The organism is Ignavibacteria bacterium (genome assembly GCA_013177855.1).
Lineage (GTDB): Bacteria > Bacteroidota > Ignavibacteria > Ch128b > Ch128b > Ch128b.
In genome coordinates, this window is the sequence record JABLYA010000001.1 from 1185149 (window position 1) to 1210414 (window position 25266).

The following is a 25266-nucleotide window of genomic DNA, read 5'->3' on the forward strand; positions in this document are numbered from 1 at the left end:
GCAAGAATGAACTAATAATTTATGACTTGCACGATATTCTTTGTAAATCATTTTTTATAAAATCACCTTAACTAATGTTTCAACATCTAATAATTTTAATTAGCAAAATATCATTGCGGTATTTTAAAAACAGCCTTCTAATCCTTGACATTCAATATAATCTATCATAAAATTGAATAAGATTAAAATAATTAAGGTTGATAAAGATGAAACAAAACAGAATCCTCGTCCTAAGTTTTATTTTCATTTTAATGCTTTTCTATTTTTCAAGTTGTGGTAAATCACCAACTCAACCAGAAACGCCAACACTTGAAAGTGTAACATTAAACGGTCAGGTTATTGATTTTGAGACTGGACAAGCAATCGAGAATGCAGCTGTAAAGATTTTAGCCGACACAACGCAATATGGAACAACCACTGATGCCAATGGAAAATTTTCCAAAACAATTCAGATATCAAAAAGTTTAGATTTAATTGTTGTAGCGTCAAAGGAAAATTATAAAAGTGATTCAACAAAAGTCTTTGCAGTCCCCGGAAGAACCATTGATGTTCCTACACTTAAAATTGAGAGAATAAAAACAACCTCAACGAGTGGACAACCTGCAAGCATTGTTTTAGTAAATCAAACCTTCCCTTCGATAGGAGTAAAAGAAAGTGGAGATAATGAAACCACAACTCTTACATTTGAAGTTCGTGATTCGAGTGGCAATCCAATAGGTATAGACAAATCTGTTACAGTTAATTTCACTCTGGGTGCGAATCCCGGCGGAGGAATTATTGTTGATCCTCCATCTAAAAAAACAAACAGCGAAGGAAAAGTGTCAGTTAATATTACAAGCGGGACCATTGCAGGAGTTGTACAAATTATTGCAGAAATAAATCTTGGGACAAAAATTATCAGATCAAAACCAGTAAATATTGCAATTCACGGTGGATTGCCCGATTACAATCATTTTTCAATTGCAGCTGAATATCACAATGTTCCAGGTTTAGTTAAGTATGGTTTTACAGATAATATAACTGCTTATGTTGGTGATAAATATTCAAATCCTGTAAAACCAAACACAATAGTTTACTTCTCAACCACCGGCGGGATAATACAAGGGTCAGCGATAACAAACGAATTAGGAACCGCAACAGCAACTTTGTTAACCGCACTTCCAGCTCCAATTCATCCAACACTTGGACCTGGATTTGCCACCATTAGAGCTTCAACTGCTGATGAAAATAATCAAACAATCTCAAGAGAAATTGTGATTTTATTTTCCGGGCATCCGCAATTAACAATTTCTCCAACTACAATTGATGTTCCTAATGGTGGTTCACAAACTTTCACATATACCGTAGCTGATTTGAATGGCAATCCAATTGCTTCAGGAAATACAATCTCAGTAACAGTTGAGGGAAATGTAAAAGCTCAGGGTGATGTAAGCATTAATATGCCCGATACTCAGAGCAGAAGCTGGACACAATTCAGCTTTACACTTATAGATGCTGATCCAGAAAAATTTGATCCTCAACCTGTAACAGTCAAAATTGAAGTAGATGGTGTGAATGGTAAAAACTCTATTTCTATTTCCGGTACATCAAGGTAATGGTTTAAACAATGAGTAATCTCATCCAAATTTTAATTTTAGTTTTAATCGGATTAATAACCGGAGGGCTTAGTGGACTTCTTGGCATTGGCGGAGGGATTATTGTAATTCCAGCACTTGTCCTTCTTCTTAACTTTTCACAGAAATTAGCTCAAGGAACATCTCTGGCTATGCTTTTACCTCCAATTGGTTTACTTGCAGCTTATAATTATTACAAAGCCGGATATGTCGATGTAAAGTCTGCGGTAATTCTAATTACAACTTTTATTATTGGAAGCTACATTTCTTCTTATTGGGCTGTAAATCTGCCAGAAAACATCATAAAAAAAATCTTTGCTGTCTTTCTGATAATTTATGCTGTAAAAATCTTGCTCGAATAATCACATAAAAAACATTCCAATACGATAAACTAGAAAACAAACAAAAAAGGCGATTGTTAAGGGTAAGAAGTTAGAGATAATTGTCCATTTCACACTTCGCGTCTCTTTGTAAATAGTCCAGGTTGTGGTCGAGCAGGGATAATGAAGAAGTGAAAAAAGCATTAAACAAATTGCTGTAAGAACTGTCCATTCATTTTGTAAGAATAATTCCTTTAACTGGGCAAGGTCAAGTTCAACCATTTTACTCTGAGAAGAGTAAATCATTATGATAGTTGGAATGATAATTTCATTGGCAGGGATAGCAATTATATAAGCTAAAAGAATTGCTCCATCAAGTCCAATGGCTTTACCAATTGGATTAAGAAAGTCAACACCATAGGACATTAAAGTTCTTCCATCAACACTAATATTCCCAAGCAACCAGATTAATCCGCCTGCCGGTGCAGCCATAGTAATTGCTCTTCCAAGAACAAAAAGAGTTCGATCAATGAAAGATGTGTAAAGTATTCGAAGAATCTGAGGTTTTCTGTAAGGCGGTAATTCTAATTTAAATGCAGAAGGTTCTCCTTTTAATAAAGTATTGCTCAATAATTTTGAGACTAAAAGAGTAATCAAAATTCCGAATAAAGTTACACCGACCACAGTCCCTGCTGCAACAAACGAAGAAATACTTGCTGGGAATGAGGCAGCGACAAAAATTGTTGCAAGCATAATGATTAGCGGCCATCTTCCGTTGCAAGGGACGAAATTATTAGTAAGAATTGCAATTAATCTTTCTCTTGGTGAATCAATTATTCTTGTTGATACAACACCGGCGGCATTGCAGCCAAAGCCCATTCCCATTGTCAAAGCCTGTTTACCATGCGCACCAGCCCATTTGAAAAGTTTATCAAGATTAAAAGCTACTCTTGGCAGGTAACCAGCATCTTCAAGAATTGTAAATATTGGGAAGAAAATCGCCATCGGTGGAAGCATTACTGAGACGACCCATGCAGTTGCTCGATAAACACCATCAACTAAAAATCCAGTTAACCAGGAAGGCGCATTAATGAAATTAAAAAACAATTTCAGTTTGTCTTCAATCCAGAACAATCCAGTTGCCAGTAATTCAGATGGATAGTTAGCTCCTTTTATTGTTAAGAAAAAGACGCCTGCCAACAAAAGAAGCATCAACGGAAAACCAAAATACTTTGAAGTTAAAAGTTGATCTAACTTTAATTCAAATTGATGAATACCTTCAGATTTTTTTCTTACGCTTCTCGAAACAACTTTACTTGCATGGATATAAATTTCTTCAACAAGTTCATCATCAATTTTACTGCGAATTATAGGATCACAACTATCAGCAATTTCAAGTATGATTTTGATTTCTTCTTTCATCGTAACTCACCGTTTCCATTAATTAGACCTTTATTAATTAATTCAAGTAAGTTTCCTTGTTCAATTGCTTTTCTAATTTTCAAGTCACCCTCAAGTAATCTGAGAGCAATCCACTCACTGGCATAAAGTCCAGGAAAAGTTTTTTCAATTAAAGGAACAAGTTGATTTAATTTTTCTTGTATTTCTTTCTTATGTTGAATTTTTATCGGTTTAGGTTTTAAAATTCTATTCGACACCAGATGAATTTTTTCTTTTAGTTCATCAATACCTTCGCCTGAACGTGCATTTGTCAAAATCACAGGAATCCCCAGTTCTTTTTCAAGTGTATCTTTATCGATCTCAATGCCTTTCCGTTTTGCTTCATCGATTAGATTCACACATAAAATACAGCGATTTGTGATCTGCATAATTTGAAAAGCTAAATTTAAATTTCTTTCCAGAACTGAAGCATCACAGACTATAACAGTTGCATCAGGATTACCGAATAGGATAAAATCTCTTGCAATCTCTTCATCTTCAGATGTTGAAAGCAAAGAATATGTTCCTGGCAAATCAATCAATGTATATTCTTCGTCCTGTATCTTAAAAACTCCTTCCGCTCTTGTTACAGTCTTTCCTGGCCAGTTTCCTGTGTGTTGCTTTAAACCTGTCAAACGATTAAAGATTGTGCTTTTCCCTGTATTTGGATTTCCAGCAAGTGCAATAACTTTATTTTCTCTTTTGGGCAAAATTTCTATTTGAACAAACTGTTCATCATTAACTTTCTTCTTCCAGAACATACTAATTAATTAACTCCACTTCTATTTTTTCACTTTCTTCTTTTCTTAAAGCTATGATTGTATCTCGAACAAGATATGCAACTGGATCACCAAGCGGACTTTCAAAAACCACCGATATAACAGTTCCAGGTATAAATCCGAGATCAAGCAGCCGTCTCCTGGTCAATCCGTTTAGATTTACACTTACAATCATCCCTTTTTCGCCTCTTCTCAAATCAGAAAGTTTTTTAGTCATTTTATTTTTTCGACAAAAATATTCTGAGATATTTTTTCGCTGATGCTGTGTTTTTTATTCTCAACATTAACAACCATTGAATTATCAAATGATCGTTTTTCGAGAACAGTAACTTTATTTCCAACAATCAGTCCAGAATCAAAAAGATATTTAAGCAAATCTTTACTATGATCATTTACTCTTTGAATAATACCTGATTCATTTTCGCCAAGTTTATCAAGCGAAACAGCTTTTTTTAGTTTAGGTATCTTACCATTTTTTGACGGAATTGGATGACCGTGAGGATCAAATTCAGGGAAATTCATAATTTCTTCCAATCGGTCGATTAAATCGTCTGAGGAACTATGCTCAAGATTTTCCGCTTCTTCATCAATTTGATGATATGGTAATCCAATGACCTTGTAAAGAAATGTCTCCCAGATTCTATGTCTGCGGACAAGTTTAACCGCTTCATTTTTCCCTTTTTCCAATAATTGAATTCCTTTATATGGAGTATAACTCACATATTTCTCTTTAGTTAACTTCCTTAACATATCTGTAACGGCAGCATTTGATACATTAAGCTGTTCAGCAATCATAGTTGGATTTACAATTTCCAGATCCTCAAGATTTTTATAAATAACTCTTAAATAATCTTCCTTAGAAATATTACTCATATTTAGTCTCCTTACATAATTAATTTAAGCTTACTTAAATTAATATTCAATGTAAACTTAAGTCTATTTTTGTAATTTATTGTTTAAGAATATGGGAGAGATTGGTTATTTAATTTAGAAATGATTAACTGAACAGCCCTTCACGAGTTTTGGTAGCCATAAGGTCGTGTTTTTCACGATAAGTTTGGCCAATAATTGCAGCAAGTATAAAAATTACAGAAATGATATAAAGCCACAAAGCTGTTACAATGACAAAGGCAACATTACCATAAATTCGGGAATAGTTTGCAATGTTTGTTACGTAATAAGTAAAACCTACTTGAGCCAGATGGAAAAAAACCGTTGCCCAAAAAGCCGATACAAAATAAACTCTTTTCTTCATCTTACGATAAGGAACAAGAGAATAAATTAAAAACATCATTAAAAAAGTTAGGATGTAAGGAAGAAGACCTATTAAAAATTTATCTAAAATTGAAAAGTCTATCTTATTTAAAATTTCAATCTTGCCTAAAAAAGCCTTAAATATCTGTATGAGCGGATTAAGGAGTATTACAACCAAGAAAAAAACAAGAGTTAAAATCACCATTCCCAAATCTCTTATTTTAGCGATCAAAATGTTTTTGCCTTTTTCAATTCCATAAATATTATTCAGGATAGTTCTTAAAGTTGAAAAAAGACCGCTCGCCGTAAAGAAAAGCCCAGCAATACCAAGTGAACCAACAAGCGTTTTATATTTTATGAATTCACCTATTCTTTCAAAAAGTATTTCTTTTACTTTGTCTGAGTAATCTGAAATTGGAATCATATCGTCGATCATTAAACTTATCTGGATAAGTAATTCTTGAGATTGAAGAATTGAACCTAAAACTGAAAAAACGATCAGAACCATAGGAATTATACAAAGCAAAATATTGTATGTCATTCCTGAAGCAAAAATAAATGCATGATGTTTATCCATCTTCTCGTAGATATTAACTGAATAAAACTTTAACCAATTCCAGAAATCTTTTAACTTTCTTTTCAAATTAAAATTGATTTTTAATTTCATTTACCTTCCATAGATCGCTTAAGTGAATTAAAGTAAGCATCATCAATTTCTTGGATTGATAAATCAATTAAATCATTAATCTTTAATCTATTTCCACCAACCTTACCAATTTTTTCAACTTTAATTCCAGTTGAATTAAAAAGTTCTTCAAATTGTATTTGATCTTCTGGATCTACAGTCACAACAAATCTTGATTGTGATTCAGAGAAAAGATAAAAATCTTTTCGGAAGTCAATCTTGAGTGATATTTCAGCTCCGACTTTCTTTTTTGGATTCATCACACAACATTCAGCAAGCGCCACCGCAAGTCCACCATCACTTACATCATGAGCTGACTTTATTAAGCCCGATCTAATTGCTTTTAGAAGTGTATCAATTGTTTTTTTCTCAAGTTTAAGATCGATTTCTGGGATTTCGCCTTCAATTCGATTAAAAATAGTTTTGAGAAACTCACTCCCGCCAATTTCATTTTTAGTTTCACCAATTAAATAGATTAAATCACCGTGATCTTTGAAATAAGACGATGTAATAAATTTTACATCTTCAATTAAACCAAGCATACCAATTACTGGAGTCGGATAGACAGTGTAATTTTTGCTTTCATTATAAAAGCTAACATTTCCACCAGTAACGGGCGTATCAAATTCAATGCACGCTTCTTTCATTCCTTCAATTGCTTCGCTGAATTGCCAGTAAATTTCTGGATCATAAGGATTTCCAAAATTCAGACAATTCGTAATTGCAATCGGTATTGCACCAGTACAGGCAACATTTCGAGCGGCTTCAGCAACTGCTATCATTGTTCCTCTTCGTGGATTGAGATAAACATATCTGCCATTGCAATCTGTTTTAACAGCAATTGCTTTGTTTGTTTTCTTAATTCTTAAAACTGAAGCATCGCAGCCTGGTTTGATTACTGTATTTGTTCCAACGGTATAATCATATTGATGGTAAATCCAGGATTTATTTGTAATGTTTGGTGAGGATAAAAGTTTAATTAATACTGAATTTAAATCATTAATTTCTGGTAAGTTGTCAAATGTTTTGTTTGTAAGTTTATCAATGTATTCAGGCTTTTTTATTTCACGATAATAAACTGGTGCACCTCCACCAAGAACAAGCGCCGAAGCAGGAATTTTTGCGACAAGTTTTCCTTCTTTATAAAATTCAAGTAAATCTTCATCAATTACTTCACCAATCTGAACACATTGTAAATCCCATTTCTCAAATACTTTCTTTATTTCATTCTCACATCCTTTCTTGCCGACCACAAGCATTCTTTCCTGAGACTCCGAGAGAAGTATTTCATAAGCTGTCATATCACTTTCACGAAGCGGGACCAAATCAAGATTAATTCTCATTCCACTTTTCCCTCGAGCGCTCATTTCACTTGTCGAACAAATGATTCCTGCAGCACCCATATCCTGTATTCCAACGATCAAATCTTTTTTAATTATCTCCAGTGTTGCTTCAAGTAATAACTTCTCGGCAAAAGGATCACCCACCTGAACATTTGATCTTCTTGACTCTGATTCTTCGGTTAATTCTACTGATGCAAAAGTTGCCCCGTGTATTCCATCTCTTCCAGTTGATGAACCTACAATGAAAACAGGATTTCCCTCTCCTTTTGCAACTGCTTTCGCAACGCGGTTCGTTTTTACTACGCCTACTGCCATTGCATTAACCAAACAATTATCAGTATAAGCTTCTTCAAAGTAAACCTCGCCAGCAACTGTTGGAACACCAAAGCAATTGCCGTAATCACCGATTCCTTTAATTACTCCATTGAGTAAATATTTTATTTTTGGATTTTCAAGATTTCCAAATCGTAATGAATCAAGTGCTGCAATTGGTCTTGCGCCCATTGTGAAGATATCTCTCAGAATTCCACCAACTCCTGTTGCAGCACCTTGATATGGCTCAACTGCTGATGGGTGATTATGACTTTCGATCTTAAACGCTATTGCGAATCCATCGCCAATATCCACAAGACCAGCATTTTCCTCTCCAGCTTGAACGAGTAATCTTTTCCCGCTTCTTGGTAATTTTTTTAATAGAGCAATAGAGTTTTTATAACTCGCATGCTCACTCCACATTACACTGAAACATCCAAGCTCGGTAAAATTTGGGACTCGACCGAGTATGTTTTTTATTTTTTCAAATTCTTCTTCGGTTAAACCATGTTCAAGAGCTAATTCAAGTGTAACTTCAGGTTCTTTCATTTTGAGTCAAATTCCAGATATTCTTTATAGATTAAATAGAGTTCTTTTGTAGCTATTAAATCTTGACTGCAATATTCTGCAATTTCTCTAAATCGTTTCTGATTATAAATTTCGTTGATGTTGTATCCAGTTACATCTCCCCTTTTTGGACTCTCAACTCCAAAAACTTTGCAATAGAAATCAAGATTATACTTTCGAGTAAGACCATAGAAAGTAAATTGTTCAAGTAAATCACAATGAAATTTTGAGTCGTACCGATAGGCAATTAAATTTTTAGATGGTTTTATCCTCAAAATTGCTGAGCGCAATAATAGAAAAGGAGCATCAAAATTCCGCCCATTGAAGGAAATAAAGCGATCGTACTTTTCAGCGATTTCCCAAAATTTTTGAATTAAATATTTCTCGTCGCCAGAATGAAAGGTAAACTCACCATTTTCTGTTTTATAATGCTCTTTTGTTTCTGCTTGAAATAAAACAAGTCCTTTTGACATTTGTAAGTCATATAATCCAATTGCAACAATTCGGGCAGTTAATGCACTAAGGTTAAGATAACGTATTGTCTCTTCAACTTTCTGTTGACGCTTCTCTTCTGTTTCTTCAAGATTTGCAAATCGAAGAAGATATTCTTGTTGATATTCATCAAAAGATTCAAATGGATAACCAACTGTTTCTATATCAAAGATTAATTCTTTCATCTTAAAATTTTTACTTCTTTATCGAATGTTTGGATTTCTTTGATCATTGAGTCAGGTATAGGTGAAGGATTCATTGTTATTGGATCAACATTCACAATCACACCACTACCACGAGCAATAAATTGATCAGTCGATTTATTAAAAATCAAGTGTTCGAAATTTAAACTCGAATTTTTTATGTAATCAATTCGAGTGAATATGATCAATTCATTTTCGAGATATGCAGGAGCAAAGTAATCACACTCATTGTGCGCGACAAAAAAGAGAAGTCCATCTGAAAATGTTCCATTCGGATTGAGGCTGTATCCCATCTTTTTTCTATAATCAATTCTCGCAAGCTCGAAGTAATTAAAATATACAGCATTGTTCACGACATTTTGAAAGTCAACTTCATAACTTCGTACTTGAATTTCAAGTTGAACCGGGAATTTTGAAACATCAAATTGTTTTTCCATCTTCATTCACCTTAAGTTTGGTTAGCTGCTTTTAATCGAAATGGGCTTTCAATATTTTAATTGCATCTTCGATATCATCATCATTGACATCAAGATGAGTGACGGCACGAACAAGATATTTTTTCCCGACAGACAAAAGTAAACTCATACCTGTTTTTGAAGAGTCTTTAACGATTTGACAAACTTCCGCAGCAGTTAAACCATCTACTTCAAATAAAATTATATTGGTTTGAACTGAATCAGGATCAATTTTAATTCGAGAGATTTTAGAAATTTCTTTTGCAAAATGTTTTGCTCTTCGATGGTCATCAGCGAGTCGTTGAAAATTGTGTTCAATTGCATAAAGTCCAGCAGCAGCTAAAATTCCAGCCTGACGCATTCCGCCGCCCCACGCTTTACGATAACGATGAGCTATTTTAATAAATTCTTTTGAGCCAGCGATAACAGAACCGACAGGAGCGCCCAACCCTTTTGATAGACAAACAGAAACGGAGTCAAAGTATTGAGCATATTCACGCAGACTAATTCCTGTTGCAATTGAAGCATTCCATAACCTTGCACCATCAAGGTGAAATTTCAAATTATATTTATCTACAACTTCTCTTATTCTTTTAATTTCTTCTAATGGGAAGATCGAACCACCACCACGATTGTGAGTATTTTCAACGCAAACAAGTCGTGTTTTTGGAAGATAATAGGCTTCAGGGCGAATTGCTTCCTCGACTTGCTCGGCTGTGAAAACCCCATTTTTTCCATTCAATGGTATTACCTGAACATGCGATAAACCAGCGATTGAACCAGATTCATAATTATAAATATGCGCATCTTTATCGCAGATCAATTCATCCCAGGGTTGAGTATGGGCTTTAATGCAAAGTTGGTTACCCATTGTTCCACTCGGTACATAAAGAGCAGCTTCTTTTCCTAACAACTCAGCAACCTTTTCTTGAAGTTTATTTACAGTAGGATCTTCACCAAATACATCATCACCAACTTCTGCTTTCATCATAAATTCTCTCATCTCTCTTGATGGTTTAGTGACAGTATCACTCCTCAGATCTATTACTCTCATTTCTTTTAACTCCAATTTTTTTTATCAATGTTATAATGAAAATTAAACCTGTGAAAATCAAAGAGATATAACTTATCAGATCTCGATATTGAACATAATAAGTTAAATCGTTATTCAAATAAATATCTTTAACAAAATAAGTTCTTTCAAACAAAGATGTCTCGTAGATTGTATTTCCATAAGGATCAATTATGCAACTGATTCCACCATTCGCTGAACGAACAATCCACCTTCTATTTTCAATTGCACGGAAGACAGCATATTGTTTATGCTGATAAGGTCCAGCAAGTTTTCCATACCAGCTATCGTTCGTAACTACAACTAAAAATTGTGCACCGAGTTTTACAAATTCTGCATTGAAAGATGGAAAAATAGATTCATAACAAACCACAGCAGAAAATTTTGCCGTATCCCCATCTTTCATTTTGTACTTAAAAACAGTTTGACTATCCCAGACACTCCAGTTGCTTATTCCAACACTCCATTTGATCATATCACCAAGAAAAGGAAGATATCGAAGATAAGGTGCACGCTCAGCAAATGGAACTAAATTCATCTTACCATATTCTTGAATTAAATCTGAGTCAGGTAAAAATAAAACTACTCCATTATAAGTATCATAATAATACGATGAATCTCTAGCAACTTTACTATCTCTTTTTGCCTGATCTTTAGAAAAATAGAAATGTACTAACGGCAAACCTGTTACAATTGCAACTTTTTTTTCTATGCAGAAATTTTTAATTCTTCTAACATCATCAGGATAATTTCCACTCAAGAGGTAAACTGGGAGAGCGCTCTCGGGCCAAACAATTAACTCAGCTCCATTTTGAGCGGCGCTGTCGGATAGTTGCAAATAAATATCAAGTTGAGAATTTACTTCATCTTCCCATTTTTCCCATGGATCAAAATCTGGTTGAATTACTCCAACTCGAACTTTCTTACCATCATAAATAGCGTCATTTAAAATCACTTTCCCATAAATAAACAGTGAAACTAAAATAATAATCACAATCGAAAGTTTATTTAATGAAAATCTGAAACTCTCGTATCGAAAATTTTTGTAAGCAGCATAAAGCAAAACATTAAACACAACAATTAAAAATGATAAACCATAAACACCAATGATTGAGGTTACTTGAATTATTGGCAAGTAGTAAGATTGAGTATTTCCAAGCGTCAACCACGGAAAAGCTGTCTCGTCAACTGACCTTAAATATTCAAGTGAATTCCATAGAAATGGAAATGAAAAAAGCGCCCATTTATCACTTAGATGTTTTTTGATGAAAAAGAAAATCACAAAAGGTATCCAGTAAAAAACTGGATGAACAAGAATCAATGCGACCGAGCCTATCATCATAAAAGGATCAGTCTTTGATGTCCATCCGCCAATCCAGAAAAGAGTAAGTGCATGAAAAATCAGCATACTGAAATAAGTGTATCTCAACAACTGGAGATAATTTTTTGCTCGATTAAGAAAAATTAAAATTGGGACTAATCCAAAATAAGCGAAAAATCCAGTTTTAAATGGCGGAAAGCTCAGAAAAAGAAAAATTGATGTAAGAATTGCAAGCGTTGTGTTCTTTATAAATTCAGGTTTATCTTCTATTCTTATTTTTAGCATTTGTATTTCGCTTTATGAAAAATCTGATTATAAAAATGGTTGCAATCACAATTAAAATTGCAAAAACAATTTTATTATATGTTGTAATGTAATAACTGATCTTTGAAAGATTATGACCAACATAGAAACCAACAAAAATTAAAATCAAATTCCAGATCAAGGCACTGATAGAACTTAAAATTATTGTTTTTTTCAAATTCATTTCACTCATTCCAGCAAAGAAAGAGATAATTGCACGTGTCCCTGCTAAAAATCTATTTGCAACAATTAACCAATAACCATATTTCTGGAACCATCTCTCTACAGTAAAAACTGCTTCAGGAGAAATAAACTTTATCTTACCAGCTTCCAGAATTTTATCACCAGCTAATTTCCCAATAAAATACATTACGATGAAACCTGTCGTACTTCCTGTCACAGCAAAGATTATAACAAGGAAAAGAGAAATATCGGCAACTGCAGCAAGTGCACCGCTAAATGCAACAATTACATCGCTTGGAAAAGGTGGAAAAATATTTTCGATGAATGCAATTCCAAACACCACAATGTAAATTAAGATCGGATTAATTGTCTTGAGGAATTCAATGATTTGTTCAACCATTACTGCTCATCTTTTTTTTCTGTAGAGAAGAGCAACTGAAATAGCTGCAATACCTTCTTGACGGCCAACGAAACCCATTTTCTCATTTGTTGTTGCTTTAATTGAAATTTGATCAGGATTTATTTTCAAAGTGGTCGCTATTTTACCTCTCATAATATCAATGTATGGTAGTAACTTTGGTTTTTCAGCAAGGATTGTGGAATCAATATTTCCAATTAAATAATTCTGTGATGCAATAAGTTCATTGACTTTTTCAAGTAAAATTAAACTGCTTATGTCTTTAAATCTTTCATCAGTGTTCGGAAAATGTTTTCCAATATCTCCAAGTGAAGCAGCGCCAAGTAAAGCATCACATATTGAATGAAGTAAGACATCAGCATCGGAGTGTCCATCAAGTCCTGCTTCAGATGGAATCTCTATTCCACCTAAAATCAATTTTCTTCCACTTACAAATTTGTGAACATCGTAACCGATACCTAGACGAATGTTTATCATATTAAATTCTCTTCATAAAGTATTTTAGCCCCATCCAAATTTGAATATAATCTTTTATTATCAGAATTAAATTCAAACTTTAAGTCCATTGATAATTCTTCCAGTGATAAAATTTTGAAGGACTTACAAATAAATACACTTTTGTTTCTTTTTGTTTTTCTTTCCATCTCGAAGGAGAGACAAAAATGAATTGTATCATAAATGACTTTAAATTCATCTGAGGGAGATAAATAAAAACTTCTTTGAGTTGTATTTAGATTTTTTTTATTAAATGTCTTACACTCTAAGTAATAAGGTTTATTCTTAACCCAAAATATAATATCTGGATAGCCTGTGGCTTTTTTTCTGTTTTTTGTCGTTGAAGGTGTATCGTTTTTAATCTTAAGATCTGTAAATGCTTTTTTTACAAAGGTTTCTATATCATTTCCGACTTCATTAGGTCTATTTCTACTTATTCCCTCTTTATTGATTAGAACAGAGGTTTTTCTGGCGACTCGTTTTAATATTTCTAAGGTTTCCTTATGCTCAGGTTCCTCATCATTAAATCTAATAACTTTTCTACCAGATAAGGCTTCTATAACCAAATTAAAAGGTACATCTTTTAATGGTTGCAACATTTGCTTAATAATATTCTCCAATCTTTGAGTGTAATTTGAATTTTTCATCATTTTATTTTCTTAAATATTAGAATATTTTCTTTTTTCATTACATTATAAAGGCCAAAAATCAATTTCAGAATATTTCTTTCGAGAGAAAATCCAATTGATGTCATATAGTCGATTGTAAATTCAACACTTTGTATTTCTTTACCTTGATATGTTGCATTTCCAATAACAATTACCGCATAAGCATTGGGTTTTAATATGCGGTAGAACTCTGTATAAGCTTTTTTCATATCTGCATTGTATAAGTCAACTTTATTTTTACCATTCCCTCTTACCCCGATAAACTCATTTCGTAGTGATTCTACATTATAGCCCAAATCAACCAAGGAATGTTCATCATTTTCGACATAATTCAAAGCAATTGAATATGGAGGTGATGTAATTATTCCATCAACAGAATTATCTTCAAGTTTAATTCTTCTAGCATCACCTATCTCAATATTGACCTTGCCCAAATTCAAATTAAGCTGAGAGGTTATATTTTTATAATCTTCAATCGATGCAATCATTAATTCCAGATTTTTTGAAAATGATTTTTCAAATTCTTTTCCCCTTCTTGCATTATCGCTAATTGCAACTAATCTTGCTAGTTTATAAAAATCTTTAACCTCTTCGTCATCAATCTCATTAATAACAGCATAGAAGTCTTTCTCATTATTAAAGAGATTTAAATTCAATTTTGATAGAATATAATTTTTGTATTCTTTGATTTTATCAAGATAAAAAAGAGAATTTGTCTTAACTTTTCCTTGTAAAACACACAAAGGGGAAATGTCAATACCATAAAAATTAACACCAAGCAGTTGTGCTTCGAGTGCAGTAGTTCCACTACCCGAAAACGGATCACAAAGCAAATCCCCTGATTGCAATCCAATAATATTAATTAAAGCACGAATCATTTGAGGATGAAATTTTCCTTTATAAGGATAAATCCAATGTGTTAGATATTGATTTACCGATTTAGTACGATTCTTTTGAATTATAAAGAAATAATCAGTTAATTCCCCAAATACAAGCTTAAAGTAAGCACTGCGTTTCTTGATTAGATTAATTAATTCATCGTTTTTATTTAAAATCCTGAATTCCCGTAAACCATTAGTAATTTCAAAATCAACTCCAAAAGATTTCAGCTCAAGTTCTGCAAGTGATAATTCATAAATAAATTGGACATTATCAAGAAGAACTAGATCTTTTTTTAATTCATCAACACTAATTTGGTAAGCCCATAATAAATCTTCAGTTCTTTCTAACATCGTATTTCCTTTATCCCGCAATTTTTTCATTGTTAATCACCAACCTTTTATCTGAAAATCTTTGAACTCGTTTTTATCCTCTTCCCAATCAACTTTAACATCCTTGACATAAGCTGAGCGTGGACCAATCTTTGCGTGTTCAATTAAAATATGAATTTTATCTTTCTCCCCTTCAACTACAATTTCAACATTTCCATCAAAAAGATTACGAACAAAACCTCTGAGCCCTAGCTCGGCAGCTTTGCGATAAATAAAATATCTGAAACCAACTCCCTGTACTAATCCAGTTACAAGTATGTGTGCTCTCATTTTTGTCTGACTGATTCGTGCAGACTTATAAGTTTCCATTGGCCTTCAAATTTACTAAGCACAGCAGAATTACGTATCGGGTAAAATCCTAAATTAAATCCATTTTTAAATTGAAGTCCTTTCGAAGAAAGAAAAATAACAACTGCTTCGCTTTTGGTTGGATTTACCCAGACAAAAGGGTTCCATGTAGTATATTCAACCTTAGCTACATCCTCGGACTGTTTCTTGAAATATTCATAGATATTTTCAAATCCAGTAATCGCACTATCTTTTTCCAGTGGGATGTAACTAATTTCTTGATCATCTCGCCAAAAGTTTTTGAAATTTTCAACTGTATTTAATGATACAAAATTTGTGAAATCTTTTAAGAATTGAACAACTTCTTGTTTCTCTTTTTCTGTATCGACTCTTGGTTTTTCTTTACAGGATATTAAAACTAAAAGCAAAAGGAAAATCAAATATCTAAACTTCATTTTTGCTCCTTTTATTTTTTATCATTTCATCTAGCAATTCAGATGTCAAAACACCAAGAATTATCAGAAATCCACCAATCACTCCAAAAATACCAATTGTCTCATTTAAAATTAAATAAGCCAGAATTGATGCAAGCAGCGGTTCCGATGTAAAGATAATAGCGGCTCGGGTTGGCAATGTATATTTCTGATATTTCGTCTGGAGGAAAGTTGTAATTATAGTTGCAAAAATTGAAGTGTAAAGAATCGCAAAAATTACCTGTGAGTTAAAAGTAAATTTTATTGTTTCAATTTGTAATGAATCAAAGATGACCATTAAAATAAAAGAACCAATAAGCGTGACTACAATTTGTAACCACACGACATCATTAAAATCAGTTTTATCAGAAATAATATCCAGATACACAATATATGCAGCAAAGAAAATTGCACAGATTAAAGTTAAAAGATCACCAATATTGAAATCCTTACCAATTGTTAAGATTAACTCAATAAAATTGTTTTCATTTGAAGAAAGAAAAAGCAATCCCGCAAAAACTAAAATTACACCCAAAATACTTCCAGGTTTGAGTGGTTTTCTTTCCACCAAAACCTGAAAAATTGGAGTAAACACTACAAATGTACCTGTAATCAAAGCCGATTTTGTTGCAGTTGTATATTTCAATCCAATTGTTTGAACCACAAATCCGACGAAAAGAAAAATTCCTAAAATGCTTCCCATTTTAATTGTAGGCATAGGAATTTTAAGAAGACGATCACGATAAATTAAAGTGAGAACAAGGGCAGCAATTAAAAATCTTATGGTCACAAAAAACAAAGGTGAAATAAATTGAAGAGTTGGTTTTATAATTACAAATGTTCCTGCCCAGATAAAAGTTATGAGGAATAGGATTAATTCAGCTTTTAATCTCATAGGAATGTTTTTTCAATATCCGAAAGTTTTTATCCAGCGAGGGTTATCTCTCCAATTTTCTCTTACTTTAACATACAATTCAAGATAAACTTCTTTACCAAGGAAATTTTCAATATCCTTTCGAGCTTTCTGTCCAATTCTTTTCAATGCCTCGCCATCTTTACCAATTATAATTTTCTTCTGTGATTCTCTTTCGACATAGATTTCAGCATTGATGTAATCTTTGCCTTTTGGTCGTTCCTTGTATTCAACCACAATAACTTCTGTTGAATAAGGAACCTCATCGCGATAAGTCTCAAAAATTTTTTCACGAATTATCTCAGCAATGAAAAATCTTTCTGGCTCCTGACTCAAAATATCAGTCGGGAAATAAGGTGGATGAACAGGTAAGTATTTTTTAATAGTGTTTGTCAACTCTTGAACATTAAATTGATGTAGCGCACTAACTGGAACAATCTCATCAAACTTAAATTTATCTTTCATTGAGTCAATAATTTGAAGAACTTCTTCTTTTGTAATTAAATCAATTTTGTTAATCACAAGAAAAATATTTTTCTTACCTGAAAACGGAAGCAAAAGAGGGATCAATTTGTTCTCAAAATTTTTTAAAACTTTTTCCGTCACATCAACAACCGCTAAAATTAAATCACACTCATCTAAAGCATTGTGAATTGCTTCGACCATTTTTTGTTGAAGCAGATACTTCGGTTCAATTAAACCTGGAGTATCAAGAAAGACAATTTGCGCTTCATTATCTGAGTAGATACCTAAAATTTTTCTTCGAGTTGTTTGAGGTTTTGGAGTTGTGATGGATAGTTTAGTATTCAGAACAGCATTCATTAAAGTTGATTTTCCAACATTCGGCTCACCGAATATTGTCACGTAACCAGCTTTGTAATTTTGATTGAGGTTATCTGTATTCATTTTCAATACACTTTATTTTAATTAGAATTTAATAAAAAGTTAATTATGATTAGTGGAATGATAAAAAAAGTCTGAAAAGAAGCTTCCAAGATTTAATTCATAATTAAAAACTGGAAAGACTTAAACTTTTCAGACTAAAATTTAAAGTTGCAGACAAGTTTTAATGATGATCGTGAGGACCATGCACATGCCCGTGAGCCAACTCTTCATCAGTTGCATCACGAACATCAACTAATTCTACTTCAAATTCCAAATTTTTGCCAGCAAGCGGATGATTAAAATCAATTGTAACTATATTTCCGTCAATTTGCTTAATTTCAAATGGCATTTGAGTTCCATCTGGAGCGCTTGTGACAAATTGCATTCCAACTTCGAGTTCAACATCAGCAGGAAAGTTTTCTTTATTAATATGATGAACAAGATCCTCTCTATATTCACCATAAGCATCTTCTGCTGATATAAAGATATTTTTCTTTCCACCAATTAACATAGTGTCAATTTCTTCCTCGAGTTTTGGAATCACCTGTTCGTGCCCTGTCAAATATGAAAAAGGCGCTGAACCCTGAGTTGAATCGAGTAGATTACCACTCTCATCTTTTAATGTATAGTGAATGGTTACAACTTTATTTGCACCAATAGGCATAAAAAATTACTCCTTTAATTAAACTTAGAACTTTTTTTCATAATACTGATAAATATTCAGAAAACAAATTTCACAAAAAATATAAAAACACAACTTTTTAGGTTCTCCAGAAAATTTTTAATCGTGTACACAGACTTACAAACAATGCAAGCAATATTGTAATTATTAATCCCTTCAAAAATCCCAGCCAGGGCGTGACTGCCATCATATTTAATAGTTTCATCAAACCAGTTAACGATAGTATTGGAATAATGAAATTATTTACACCCGCATAAGCAATCATTGGATTCTGTCCATTGTCAATCAATAACTGAACCCATTTCTGTTTTTTGAAAACATCGATTATTATAGAGAAGAAAATTATCGTGCATATTGCAAGTCCCGATGTAATGAAGTAATAACTTAAAGTTGCTTTGTCTTTTTTAATTCCTCCTTCGTAAGGTTCGAAGAATAATCCAAGCACAAGCCAGTAAATTGCCCAGTAAAATAACTCAAGATAAAGTCTTTCATTTGACGAGATGGGATTTTTCATCAAATAATAAGTCAAAAAAAGTAAAACAAAAGTTAATATTGTTGTCTCGATTAACCAGCGATTATACAAACCCACAAGTAATTCAAACACGAAGAAGAACATAAGAAAAGCGATGAAAATATATTGAACTCTTGACCAACCTTTTTCATTCTTTTCATCTCTGGTTTTCATCCACTTCAATAAAATGTCGCCGGCAATAGTGCCTGGGATCACAATGAATAAATATTGCAGATAATATAATCTATACATCCACGGAATTGGAGAGTAATTCCAGATTTGACTTACCCATCCTTCAATTTGATTTGGCATATTAGAAAGTCGAATGGCGATTAAAATACCCAGAAGACCTAACCTTACCAATAAATTGGATCGCGTTATCAACCAGATAAAAGATCCAAACACTGCCATATTTGTTAAAACCACAATAATGATATCACTTCTATATAATGAAAATCCAGAGCCATCGGGATACTTCAAATTAAATAATAAGAGCAAAGCAGAGATCCATCCAACTAACCTTAAACCAATCTTAAACCACATATTCCAATTTTCAGGAAGACGAGTATAAATTGGGAAGCACAAAAAGAAAGCCAGTAAAGCAATTAAGAAAGTTTCGGTTGTTGGCGATTTACTTATAACATATGGTCTTATTGCTTGAACATAAAGAGCAAAAAATCCGAGCAAAAATCCTCTTTCAAGAATTGACAGACTAATTTTCCATTTTGACACACCGCTTTCCAGTCTTCTTGAAAGCGCAAGCGGAAAAGCTGCACCCATTGCAAAAAGAAAAAATGGAAAAACTAAATCAACCCATGTAATACCAGGTAAAGTTGGGATCCACTTATGTTCTGGCGGCGGAACTTGTGCATGATACATCCACGCAGGTAAAGTATTGGTGTGAAAAGGAATTTGTCCAGAAAGAATCATTGTTAAAATTGCGAAGCCTCTTAATGCGTCGAGCGCAAGAGCTCGCTTGCTTGTTATATTTATTTTCGTTTCCATAAATAATCCAAATTTTTTACAAATTATCTTATTAAGCTTAATCTTTCCAGCAACTTTTTTTATAAAGCAATTTTTCTAACAAAAGCACTTGATTTGAAGAAAAATCAATAATGTTCTAAGTTGAAAGAAAAAGGAGTGCAAAATGATCTCAGATAATAAATACATCGTTCCATCTCTCATCGTTTCAATATTTTTTATTCTTGCTACGCTGATTATCAGTGAAACATGGCGAAATCACACAAGGACTAATCAAACGATTACCGTTACTGGTTCAGCAAAAAAATTAATCATTTCAGATTTAGGGATTTTGAAAATTACATTAACATCAACAGGAAACACCCAACAGGAAGCATTTAAAAATTTAAATCGACAGACTCCAATTCTTAAAGAATTTTTAACTAACAATGGAATAAGCCTCGATTCAATTGATGAAAAGAATCCATCAAGTTACCCTGTTTATGAAATTAGTTCATCAGGTTATCAAACAAATAAAATTTTATATTTTGTTTATTCTCAAAATTTTGATGTGCTTTCAAAAGATGTAGAAAAAATTAAAAAGCTTTCAATGGATTTGTCTCAACTCTTAGAGAAAGGTTTAAACTTTCAGCAAATTCAACCTGAATATCATTACACGAAACTTGGAGATTTAAAAATTGAAATTCAGGCAGAGGCAGCAAAAGATGCAATGGAACGAGCAAAGAGAATTGCAGAGTCGACGGGAAGTAGACTTGGAAATTTGAGGAGTGCAAGAATGGGAGTTCTTCAAATTACACCAAAGTTCTCGAATATGATTTCAGATTACGGGATTAATGATCTATCATCAATTGAAAAAGAAATAACTGCTGTGGTAAATGCGTCGTTTGAAATTAAGTGAGATATGTTTTTACTTAACTTTAAAGAGTGGGAGTGTTAAAGGTGGTACATTCATTCTCATAGTGATATTATTAACAAACTCTCTAAAATAAGGCCAGGTATTCAACTTTAAATTTATTTCCTTATAAATATTAAAGAAATCCTCAGAAAATTTTTCTTTTGATGTTAATCTGACTAAAAAAGTTACCTCTATCTGAATAAATCTTGATTTGGAATTTTTTTGTCGTGCATCAAGAGTATATTTTTGAAAAATCAAAACTTCTTCATCCGCTTCTTTAATCTTAAAATCTTCTTTTGAATTAATCGAAATGTTCAATTCCTTTGGTGACTTTATTTCGTGATTTAAATAACATTTTGCCTCCTTAAGTATAATTGAATTTAATTCTAAACCTTCTAATGTTTTTTTATAGTCCTCGGGAGAAATTTTTATTCTACTTTCACTCATTTTTTAACCCGCTTTCAAATAACTTTCTCTTTTGTCTTTTACTGATTTTATCTCAGAAAATAAACTAGAATAGGATTTAAACTCGAAATTCAAATCATAATTTGTTTCGGTTACTTGATGAGCATATTTGTAGAATACTTCAAAGAATTCATCAACTTTTTGTTCAAAAGTATCAATATAAAGTGCTTTTGTTAATAAATAATTTATATACTGATTCAAACTAATATCATTTTCTTTCGCTTTTTTAATCAAAGCTTTATGAAGCTCTTTTGGAATACGCACTAAAAATCTTCCACTAACATTCCCCAGATCTTCGATTTGAGCGGGCTCAGGGATTGGGATTCCTTTTCGGAATAATTCTTTAATGTATTCGTCTTTTAATTTTAAAACATTACTAATTGCTTCTTCAGCAGTAGCTCCATCCGATACAACCGCCAATTTACCAAGCGCGGGAATAGAAGCAGAATACCCGCCACCTTCGTCTTCTGGTATCTTTATAACCTCAATTGGATAATTTAAGTTTAAATAATATTCTAACTTTTTCTTCACTGTTTTAATTCCTCGATTTGTTTAATCACATCACATAATTTTTTAATGTAAAAATGTTTAATAAACTGTCCTTTCGAAACAGGAATAGTCATAAAACCTTCGGGGCCAAACACACTTGGACGTTCTTTAAAGAATGGATGATAAATTCTATAATTATGCGATCCTGATATTTCCCCGAATGTCCAACTATTAGGAAAAAAGTAATTAAGAATTGACTCAAGTTCTTCTTTTCTAACATTTTGCTTATAGGCTGGATTGCAAAGTTTTTTAAGTAATTTTTCAATTTTAGACATGAAAATTATTCTTTACGAATATACTATATATAGTATCATTTAACAAGCCTTTTATGGTTCGCTCATTTTCAAAATTGGCTTTGAATTGATGTAATTGTAAAGTGTCTCTATGGTCTCATCTTTTATATTAAGGTCAGCCTGAAGCAAATCGCGCATTGAGACTACACCTTTAAGTTTATCTCCCGATTTAACTATTATGTGCCGAATATTTGCTGTCTTCATCTTTGAAAGGCATTCTAAGTATGTTTCATCCTCATCAGAAATAATTAAATTAATTGTCATTACTTCTTCGACTTTTGTTTTATCGGGATCTTTTCCTGCAGCAACAACTCTTTGAAGCAAATCTCGTTCAGAGAATACTCCGACTAACTTGTCTCCATCGAGAACCGGGACAAGTCCAATTTTATTTTGAGCCATATACTCGCTTACCTGGCGGATGGTAAAATCTTTTTGCACTGAAAGAATTGGACGGTCACTAATAATTTCTTTTAAAGTTTTCATTTAGCCCTCCTTTTTTGGTTTTAAGATTTATTTAATTGATTCATATTGCTGAAAGAGCTTACCCCACTCAGTTTCGTTTAACCATCGCTTAAATACTTTTTTATCCTTAAATGGCCATCGGTAATAGTCATGATAAAATTCTGAACCAAAAATGAATAAATGAACAAGTGGAGTTCTAAAGAAGAAATTTTGAATTGACTTTAATGGACCAAACCACAATAAATCTCCAACCATACTTGCACCATTATCACCAACAAAGAAATTCCAATTTTCATTAGAAACATCGTCACCCACAATTTCAATGTCTTGCGGGCGGCCTATTCCAAGTCCCAACTCATCAGCTACACGAATATATTCAATGCTCATCGGGTCAAAGCCCATCATCTTTGCTGCAACTGCATCAATTGCAACTTGATCTCCGCTTGCCAATATCACATTCTTTACAACTGGAATCATTGTTCGTGGTCCTGGACCATTACCTGCAGTTGTTCCATCCATTACAGCAAAAATTCCAGTATGAATTTCCTTTTGAATTTGAAGCAAGTCAACAAGTGTTTTATGTATCCAGGAATGTGTGTAATGTCTTTTTGTATTCAATAAACCACCGAAAGCATTTTTCATTGCACCGGTTGTTGTCGTGTAAATATGACATTTAACAGTTGGAAGATGAACTATATTTTTTCCAATGAAATAATCAGGAATACGAATTCCTTCAGGATAAATGTGATCAAGTACAAGCATCTTTGCTTTAGGCTCGTACTTAATCCATTTCATATCTTCATCACGGAAGTTGAATAGAACCGGAATATTATATTTTTTAAAGATTGGTTTGTATTTGTTCAAATCTTCGCCTTTGAAAGCATCTGTCACTACAGTTTTATTTTGCACACAAACTAAATCGTTATAACCGAATCTTCTTAATCCAAGAATTGACCCTTCCAATTGCCAGGGAGTTGTGTTTGCTGCAGGGAATGGATAATGCCAGGATATGTTGTCTTTCAATATGGTTGTCGCGGATTTATCCAGATATTTTTCAACTTCTGCTAGTTCAAGTAATTTTTGATAATCTTCAAGTACAGTTTTTGGACTTGTCCTGAGGACAGCAACTTTTGATTTACTCATATTTGTGAGTTCTCCTTTTTATTAAAGATATTAAATTTTATGATTTTTAAAAATCTAATTTTTATCAGCGTCCTATTAATTAAAAAAATACGCTCAATAAGTCTACTTTTTACTTTTCCAGAGATTTGAGTATTTCCTTGTTAAATTTAAATAACGATTTTTATATTTTTTTGAAGGTTCAATGTAAGTGTGTTCCCACCATTCGTTCCAGGAGGTTATGAAAATCAAATCTGGATTGGAGTTAATTGCTGTTTTGAAAGTTTCTTCAAAATATTTACCTGAGTTTCGTTCTTTAAAAATTCCTTTTCTTTTTGGAATTCTTCTTTCGTCATAACCGGGCTGAACTGTTGCTGCCCATATTTTTCTGCCCATACCGAAGAGATGATAGTTCTTGACAATTTCCGATACTTGTTGATATTCCTTTTGCAGATCATCTATCAAAACAATTCCGTATTGATGAATGCCATCGAAAATTTCAAGGTTTGAAATATCGTAACCCATCCCAATAAAAGTTGCTTCAAGATTTTCTTTCTTGAGAGAAGAAATAATTTTTCTCCACCGCGCTATATCCATTTCATTCGATGCCCAAATTACAATCAATGGCTTTCCCAAAATGTTGATGAAAGATTTATCACTGCCATAAGTCTGAATTAAATATTTTAAATGATTATAAATTTCTTCATCATCTCTTGGTCCTTTTTCGGTTAATGTTTCATAATAAATAGCTGTTTTGAAATTAAGTTTATTGCAGAGTTTTAATAACTTCTTAAAGTTCTGATCTGAATATGAATTTGGGCCATCCCAGGATGTAATAAATCCATCAATCCCGTTTGCCTTTGCAAGTTTGATCTGATTTGTAATTGTCTTTTCATCATCGGAGGAATAAAAGTTTAATGGTTGATCATCCAGAGGAAAAATCTTCCAATTATCCTTTGTATACCATAGATAATAAAAGGCAAGAACTAATTTAGGAATTTTAACAGTCTGAACTTTTTCAGGAAGATATACATAATTTGAGTCAAAATTGAAGATAACTTGATTGGTTATTTTGTTTTCACTTAAATCTTCAAGAATTTTTTGAGTATGATTGAAAGCGTGAATTTGTTCAAACTGAAAATCTTTTTTTACCAGAATTTTCACATTCGTTTCACCGAGTTCTCCGCGCAAAAGAGAATAGCTCCATTTTTCATCTTTATCAGTTTTGATTAGATAATCCACTAAAATTTTTGAAGATTGATCTTGATTAAGAATTTTCTGAGCGAGTTTGATTTTATCATAAAAAACCTGGAACTCTGGATTTTTCCCCTCGACAGCAAAAACCCTCATTGTTTTTATTTGTGCAAAATTTTCCCACCTGAGAATTGTCCAATCTGAAGATGTTGAAATTTCAACTCTAATGTAGACAAGAGTTTCTTTTGATGGCTTCTTTTTTACTTGAGCAAACGAAAATTGAAAATTCAGAAAAGATAAAACAATAAGGAAAAGTTTAAAGGCTTTTGAAGGGAACTTAAAATTCATTTCTTCGACCTTTT

29 protein-coding genes are annotated in these 25266 nt (G+C 32.7%); 3 read left to right on the plus strand and 26 right to left on the minus strand.

Annotation, left to right across the window (positions count from 1 at the left end; all coding sequences use genetic code 11):
* Window positions 1-206 precede the first annotated feature (206 nt).
* Window positions 207-1595, plus strand: coding sequence for a hypothetical protein (locus HPY57_04940; protein ID NPV11121.1), 1389 nt, complete (start codon window positions 207-209; stop codon window positions 1593-1595).
* Window positions 1596-1606: 11 nt separating this feature from the next.
* A complete protein-coding gene (locus HPY57_04945; protein ID NPV11122.1) occupies window positions 1607-1975 on the plus strand; it encodes a sulfite exporter TauE/SafE family protein in 369 nt (122 codons plus the stop codon).
* Here HPY57_04945 and HPY57_04950 read toward each other — a convergent pair whose 3' ends face one another.
* The 20 genes from HPY57_04950 to HPY57_05045 all read right to left on the minus strand — a co-directional run bounded on the left by HPY57_04950 (window position 1976) and on the right by HPY57_05045 (window position 19951).
* Window positions 1976-3355, minus strand: a complete 1380-nt coding sequence (locus HPY57_04950) for a ferrous iron transporter B (protein NPV11123.1) — start codon at window positions 3353-3355, stop codon at window positions 1976-1978. It abuts the gene before it with no gap.
* Entirely contained in the window at window positions 3352-4134 is a 783-nt protein-coding gene (locus tag HPY57_04955) for an iron transporter FeoB (protein NPV11124.1), read from the minus strand. The genes HPY57_04950 and HPY57_04955 overlap by 4 nt, the downstream gene beginning before the upstream one ends.
* A gap of 1 nt (window position 4135) precedes the next feature.
* Window positions 4136-4369: a ferrous iron transport protein A gene (locus tag HPY57_04960; GenBank protein NPV11125.1), complete on the minus strand. Its 234-nt coding sequence runs from the start codon at window positions 4367-4369 to the stop codon at window positions 4136-4138.
* Complete coding sequence (locus HPY57_04965) at window positions 4366-5025, minus strand: metal-dependent transcriptional regulator (GenBank protein NPV11126.1); 660 nt, start codon at window positions 5023-5025, stop codon at window positions 4366-4368. Before HPY57_04965 ends, HPY57_04960 begins: the two co-directional genes overlap by 4 nt.
* A 124-nt stretch (window positions 5026-5149) precedes the next feature.
* The gene (locus tag HPY57_04970; GenBank protein NPV11127.1) at window positions 5150-6073 is read right to left on the minus strand and encodes a YihY/virulence factor BrkB family protein; all 924 of its coding nucleotides are present in this window, start codon (window positions 6071-6073) and stop codon (window positions 5150-5152) included.
* On the minus strand, window positions 6070-8295 hold the full coding sequence (gene purL, locus HPY57_04975; protein ID NPV11128.1) for a phosphoribosylformylglycinamidine synthase subunit PurL: 2226 nt from the start codon (window positions 8293-8295) through the stop codon (window positions 6070-6072). Before purL ends, HPY57_04970 begins: the two co-directional genes overlap by 4 nt.
* The gene (locus HPY57_04980; protein ID NPV11129.1) at window positions 8292-8990 is read right to left on the minus strand and encodes a 3'-5' exonuclease; all 699 of its coding nucleotides are present in this window, start codon (window positions 8988-8990) and stop codon (window positions 8292-8294) included. Before HPY57_04980 ends, purL begins: the two co-directional genes overlap by 4 nt.
* Window positions 8987-9445 (minus strand): acyl-CoA thioesterase, encoded by a 459-nt coding sequence (locus HPY57_04985; protein NPV11130.1) that lies wholly within the window; start codon window positions 9443-9445, stop codon window positions 8987-8989. The genes HPY57_04980 and HPY57_04985 overlap by 4 nt, the downstream gene beginning before the upstream one ends.
* Before the next feature lie 31 nt (window positions 9446-9476).
* Window positions 9477-10517, minus strand: coding sequence for a low-specificity L-threonine aldolase (gene ltaE / locus HPY57_04990; protein ID NPV11131.1), 1041 nt, complete (start codon window positions 10515-10517; stop codon window positions 9477-9479).
* Window positions 10492-12141, minus strand: coding sequence for an apolipoprotein N-acyltransferase (gene lnt / locus HPY57_04995; GenBank protein NPV11132.1), 1650 nt, complete (start codon window positions 12139-12141; stop codon window positions 10492-10494). Before lnt ends, ltaE begins: the two co-directional genes overlap by 26 nt.
* On the minus strand, window positions 12116-12742 hold the full coding sequence (locus HPY57_05000) for a DedA family protein (protein NPV11133.1): 627 nt from the start codon (window positions 12740-12742) through the stop codon (window positions 12116-12118). Before HPY57_05000 ends, lnt begins: the two co-directional genes overlap by 26 nt.
* A gap of 6 nt (window positions 12743-12748) precedes the next feature.
* On the minus strand, window positions 12749-13237 hold the full coding sequence (locus tag HPY57_05005; protein NPV11134.1) for a 2-C-methyl-D-erythritol 2,4-cyclodiphosphate synthase: 489 nt from the start codon (window positions 13235-13237) through the stop codon (window positions 12749-12751).
* Window positions 13234-13905 carry a hypothetical protein gene (locus tag HPY57_05010; GenBank protein NPV11135.1) on the minus strand — a complete coding sequence of 224 codons (672 nt, stop codon included), beginning with the start codon at window positions 13903-13905 and terminating at the stop codon, window positions 13234-13236. Before HPY57_05010 ends, HPY57_05005 begins: the two co-directional genes overlap by 4 nt.
* Window positions 13902-15185, minus strand: a complete 1284-nt coding sequence (locus HPY57_05015) for a hypothetical protein (protein NPV11136.1) — start codon at window positions 15183-15185, stop codon at window positions 13902-13904. The genes HPY57_05010 and HPY57_05015 overlap by 4 nt, the downstream gene beginning before the upstream one ends.
* A gap of 6 nt (window positions 15186-15191) precedes the next feature.
* Window positions 15192-15464 carry an acylphosphatase gene (locus HPY57_05020; GenBank protein NPV11137.1) on the minus strand — a complete coding sequence of 91 codons (273 nt, stop codon included), beginning with the start codon at window positions 15462-15464 and terminating at the stop codon, window positions 15192-15194.
* Complete coding sequence (locus tag HPY57_05025) at window positions 15461-15937, minus strand: SnoaL-like domain-containing protein (protein ID NPV11138.1); 477 nt, start codon at window positions 15935-15937, stop codon at window positions 15461-15463. Before HPY57_05025 ends, HPY57_05020 begins: the two co-directional genes overlap by 4 nt.
* Window positions 15927-16850, minus strand: a complete 924-nt coding sequence (locus tag HPY57_05030; GenBank protein ID NPV11139.1) for a DMT family transporter — start codon at window positions 16848-16850, stop codon at window positions 15927-15929. The genes HPY57_05025 and HPY57_05030 overlap by 11 nt, the downstream gene beginning before the upstream one ends.
* 12 nt (window positions 16851-16862) lie before the next feature.
* Window positions 16863-17774, minus strand: coding sequence for a GTPase Era (gene era / locus HPY57_05035; protein NPV11140.1), 912 nt, complete (start codon window positions 17772-17774; stop codon window positions 16863-16865).
* Between the two features lie 160 nt (window positions 17775-17934).
* On the minus strand, window positions 17935-18417 hold the full coding sequence (locus tag HPY57_05040; GenBank protein NPV11141.1) for a peptidylprolyl isomerase: 483 nt from the start codon (window positions 18415-18417) through the stop codon (window positions 17935-17937).
* A 97-nt stretch (window positions 18418-18514) separates the two neighbouring features.
* A complete protein-coding gene (locus HPY57_05045; protein NPV11142.1) occupies window positions 18515-19951 on the minus strand; it encodes a DUF5009 domain-containing protein in 1437 nt (478 codons plus the stop codon).
* Between the two features lie 142 nt (window positions 19952-20093).
* On the opposite strand from HPY57_05045, the gene HPY57_05050 reads away from it, so the two are divergent.
* Entirely contained in the window at window positions 20094-20825 is a 732-nt protein-coding gene (locus tag HPY57_05050; protein ID NPV11143.1) for an SIMPL domain-containing protein, read from the plus strand.
* A 9-nt stretch (window positions 20826-20834) separates the two neighbouring features.
* On the opposite strand, the gene HPY57_05055 is transcribed toward HPY57_05050, so the two are convergent.
* The 6 genes from HPY57_05055 to HPY57_05080 all read right to left on the minus strand — a co-directional run bounded on the left by HPY57_05055 (window position 20835) and on the right by HPY57_05080 (window position 25252).
* Window positions 20835-21269: a hypothetical protein gene (locus HPY57_05055; protein ID NPV11144.1), complete on the minus strand. Its 435-nt coding sequence runs from the start codon at window positions 21267-21269 to the stop codon at window positions 20835-20837.
* 3 nt (window positions 21270-21272) lie between these two features.
* Window positions 21273-21818, minus strand: a complete 546-nt coding sequence (locus HPY57_05060) for a toxin-antitoxin system HicB family antitoxin (protein ID NPV11145.1) — start codon at window positions 21816-21818, stop codon at window positions 21273-21275.
* Complete coding sequence (locus tag HPY57_05065) at window positions 21815-22111, minus strand: hypothetical protein (GenBank protein ID NPV11146.1); 297 nt, start codon at window positions 22109-22111, stop codon at window positions 21815-21817. Before HPY57_05065 ends, HPY57_05060 begins: the two co-directional genes overlap by 4 nt.
* 51 nt (window positions 22112-22162) lie before the next feature.
* Window positions 22163-22612, minus strand: coding sequence for a CBS domain-containing protein (locus HPY57_05070; protein NPV11147.1), 450 nt, complete (start codon window positions 22610-22612; stop codon window positions 22163-22165).
* A 27-nt stretch (window positions 22613-22639) separates the two neighbouring features.
* On the minus strand, window positions 22640-23734 hold the full coding sequence (locus HPY57_05075; GenBank protein ID NPV11148.1) for a DUF362 domain-containing protein: 1095 nt from the start codon (window positions 23732-23734) through the stop codon (window positions 22640-22642).
* A gap of 102 nt (window positions 23735-23836) precedes the next feature.
* Window positions 23837-25252 (minus strand): DUF5010 domain-containing protein, encoded by a 1416-nt coding sequence (locus tag HPY57_05080; protein ID NPV11149.1) that lies wholly within the window; start codon window positions 25250-25252, stop codon window positions 23837-23839.
* Window positions 25253-25266: the final 14 nt, after the last annotated feature.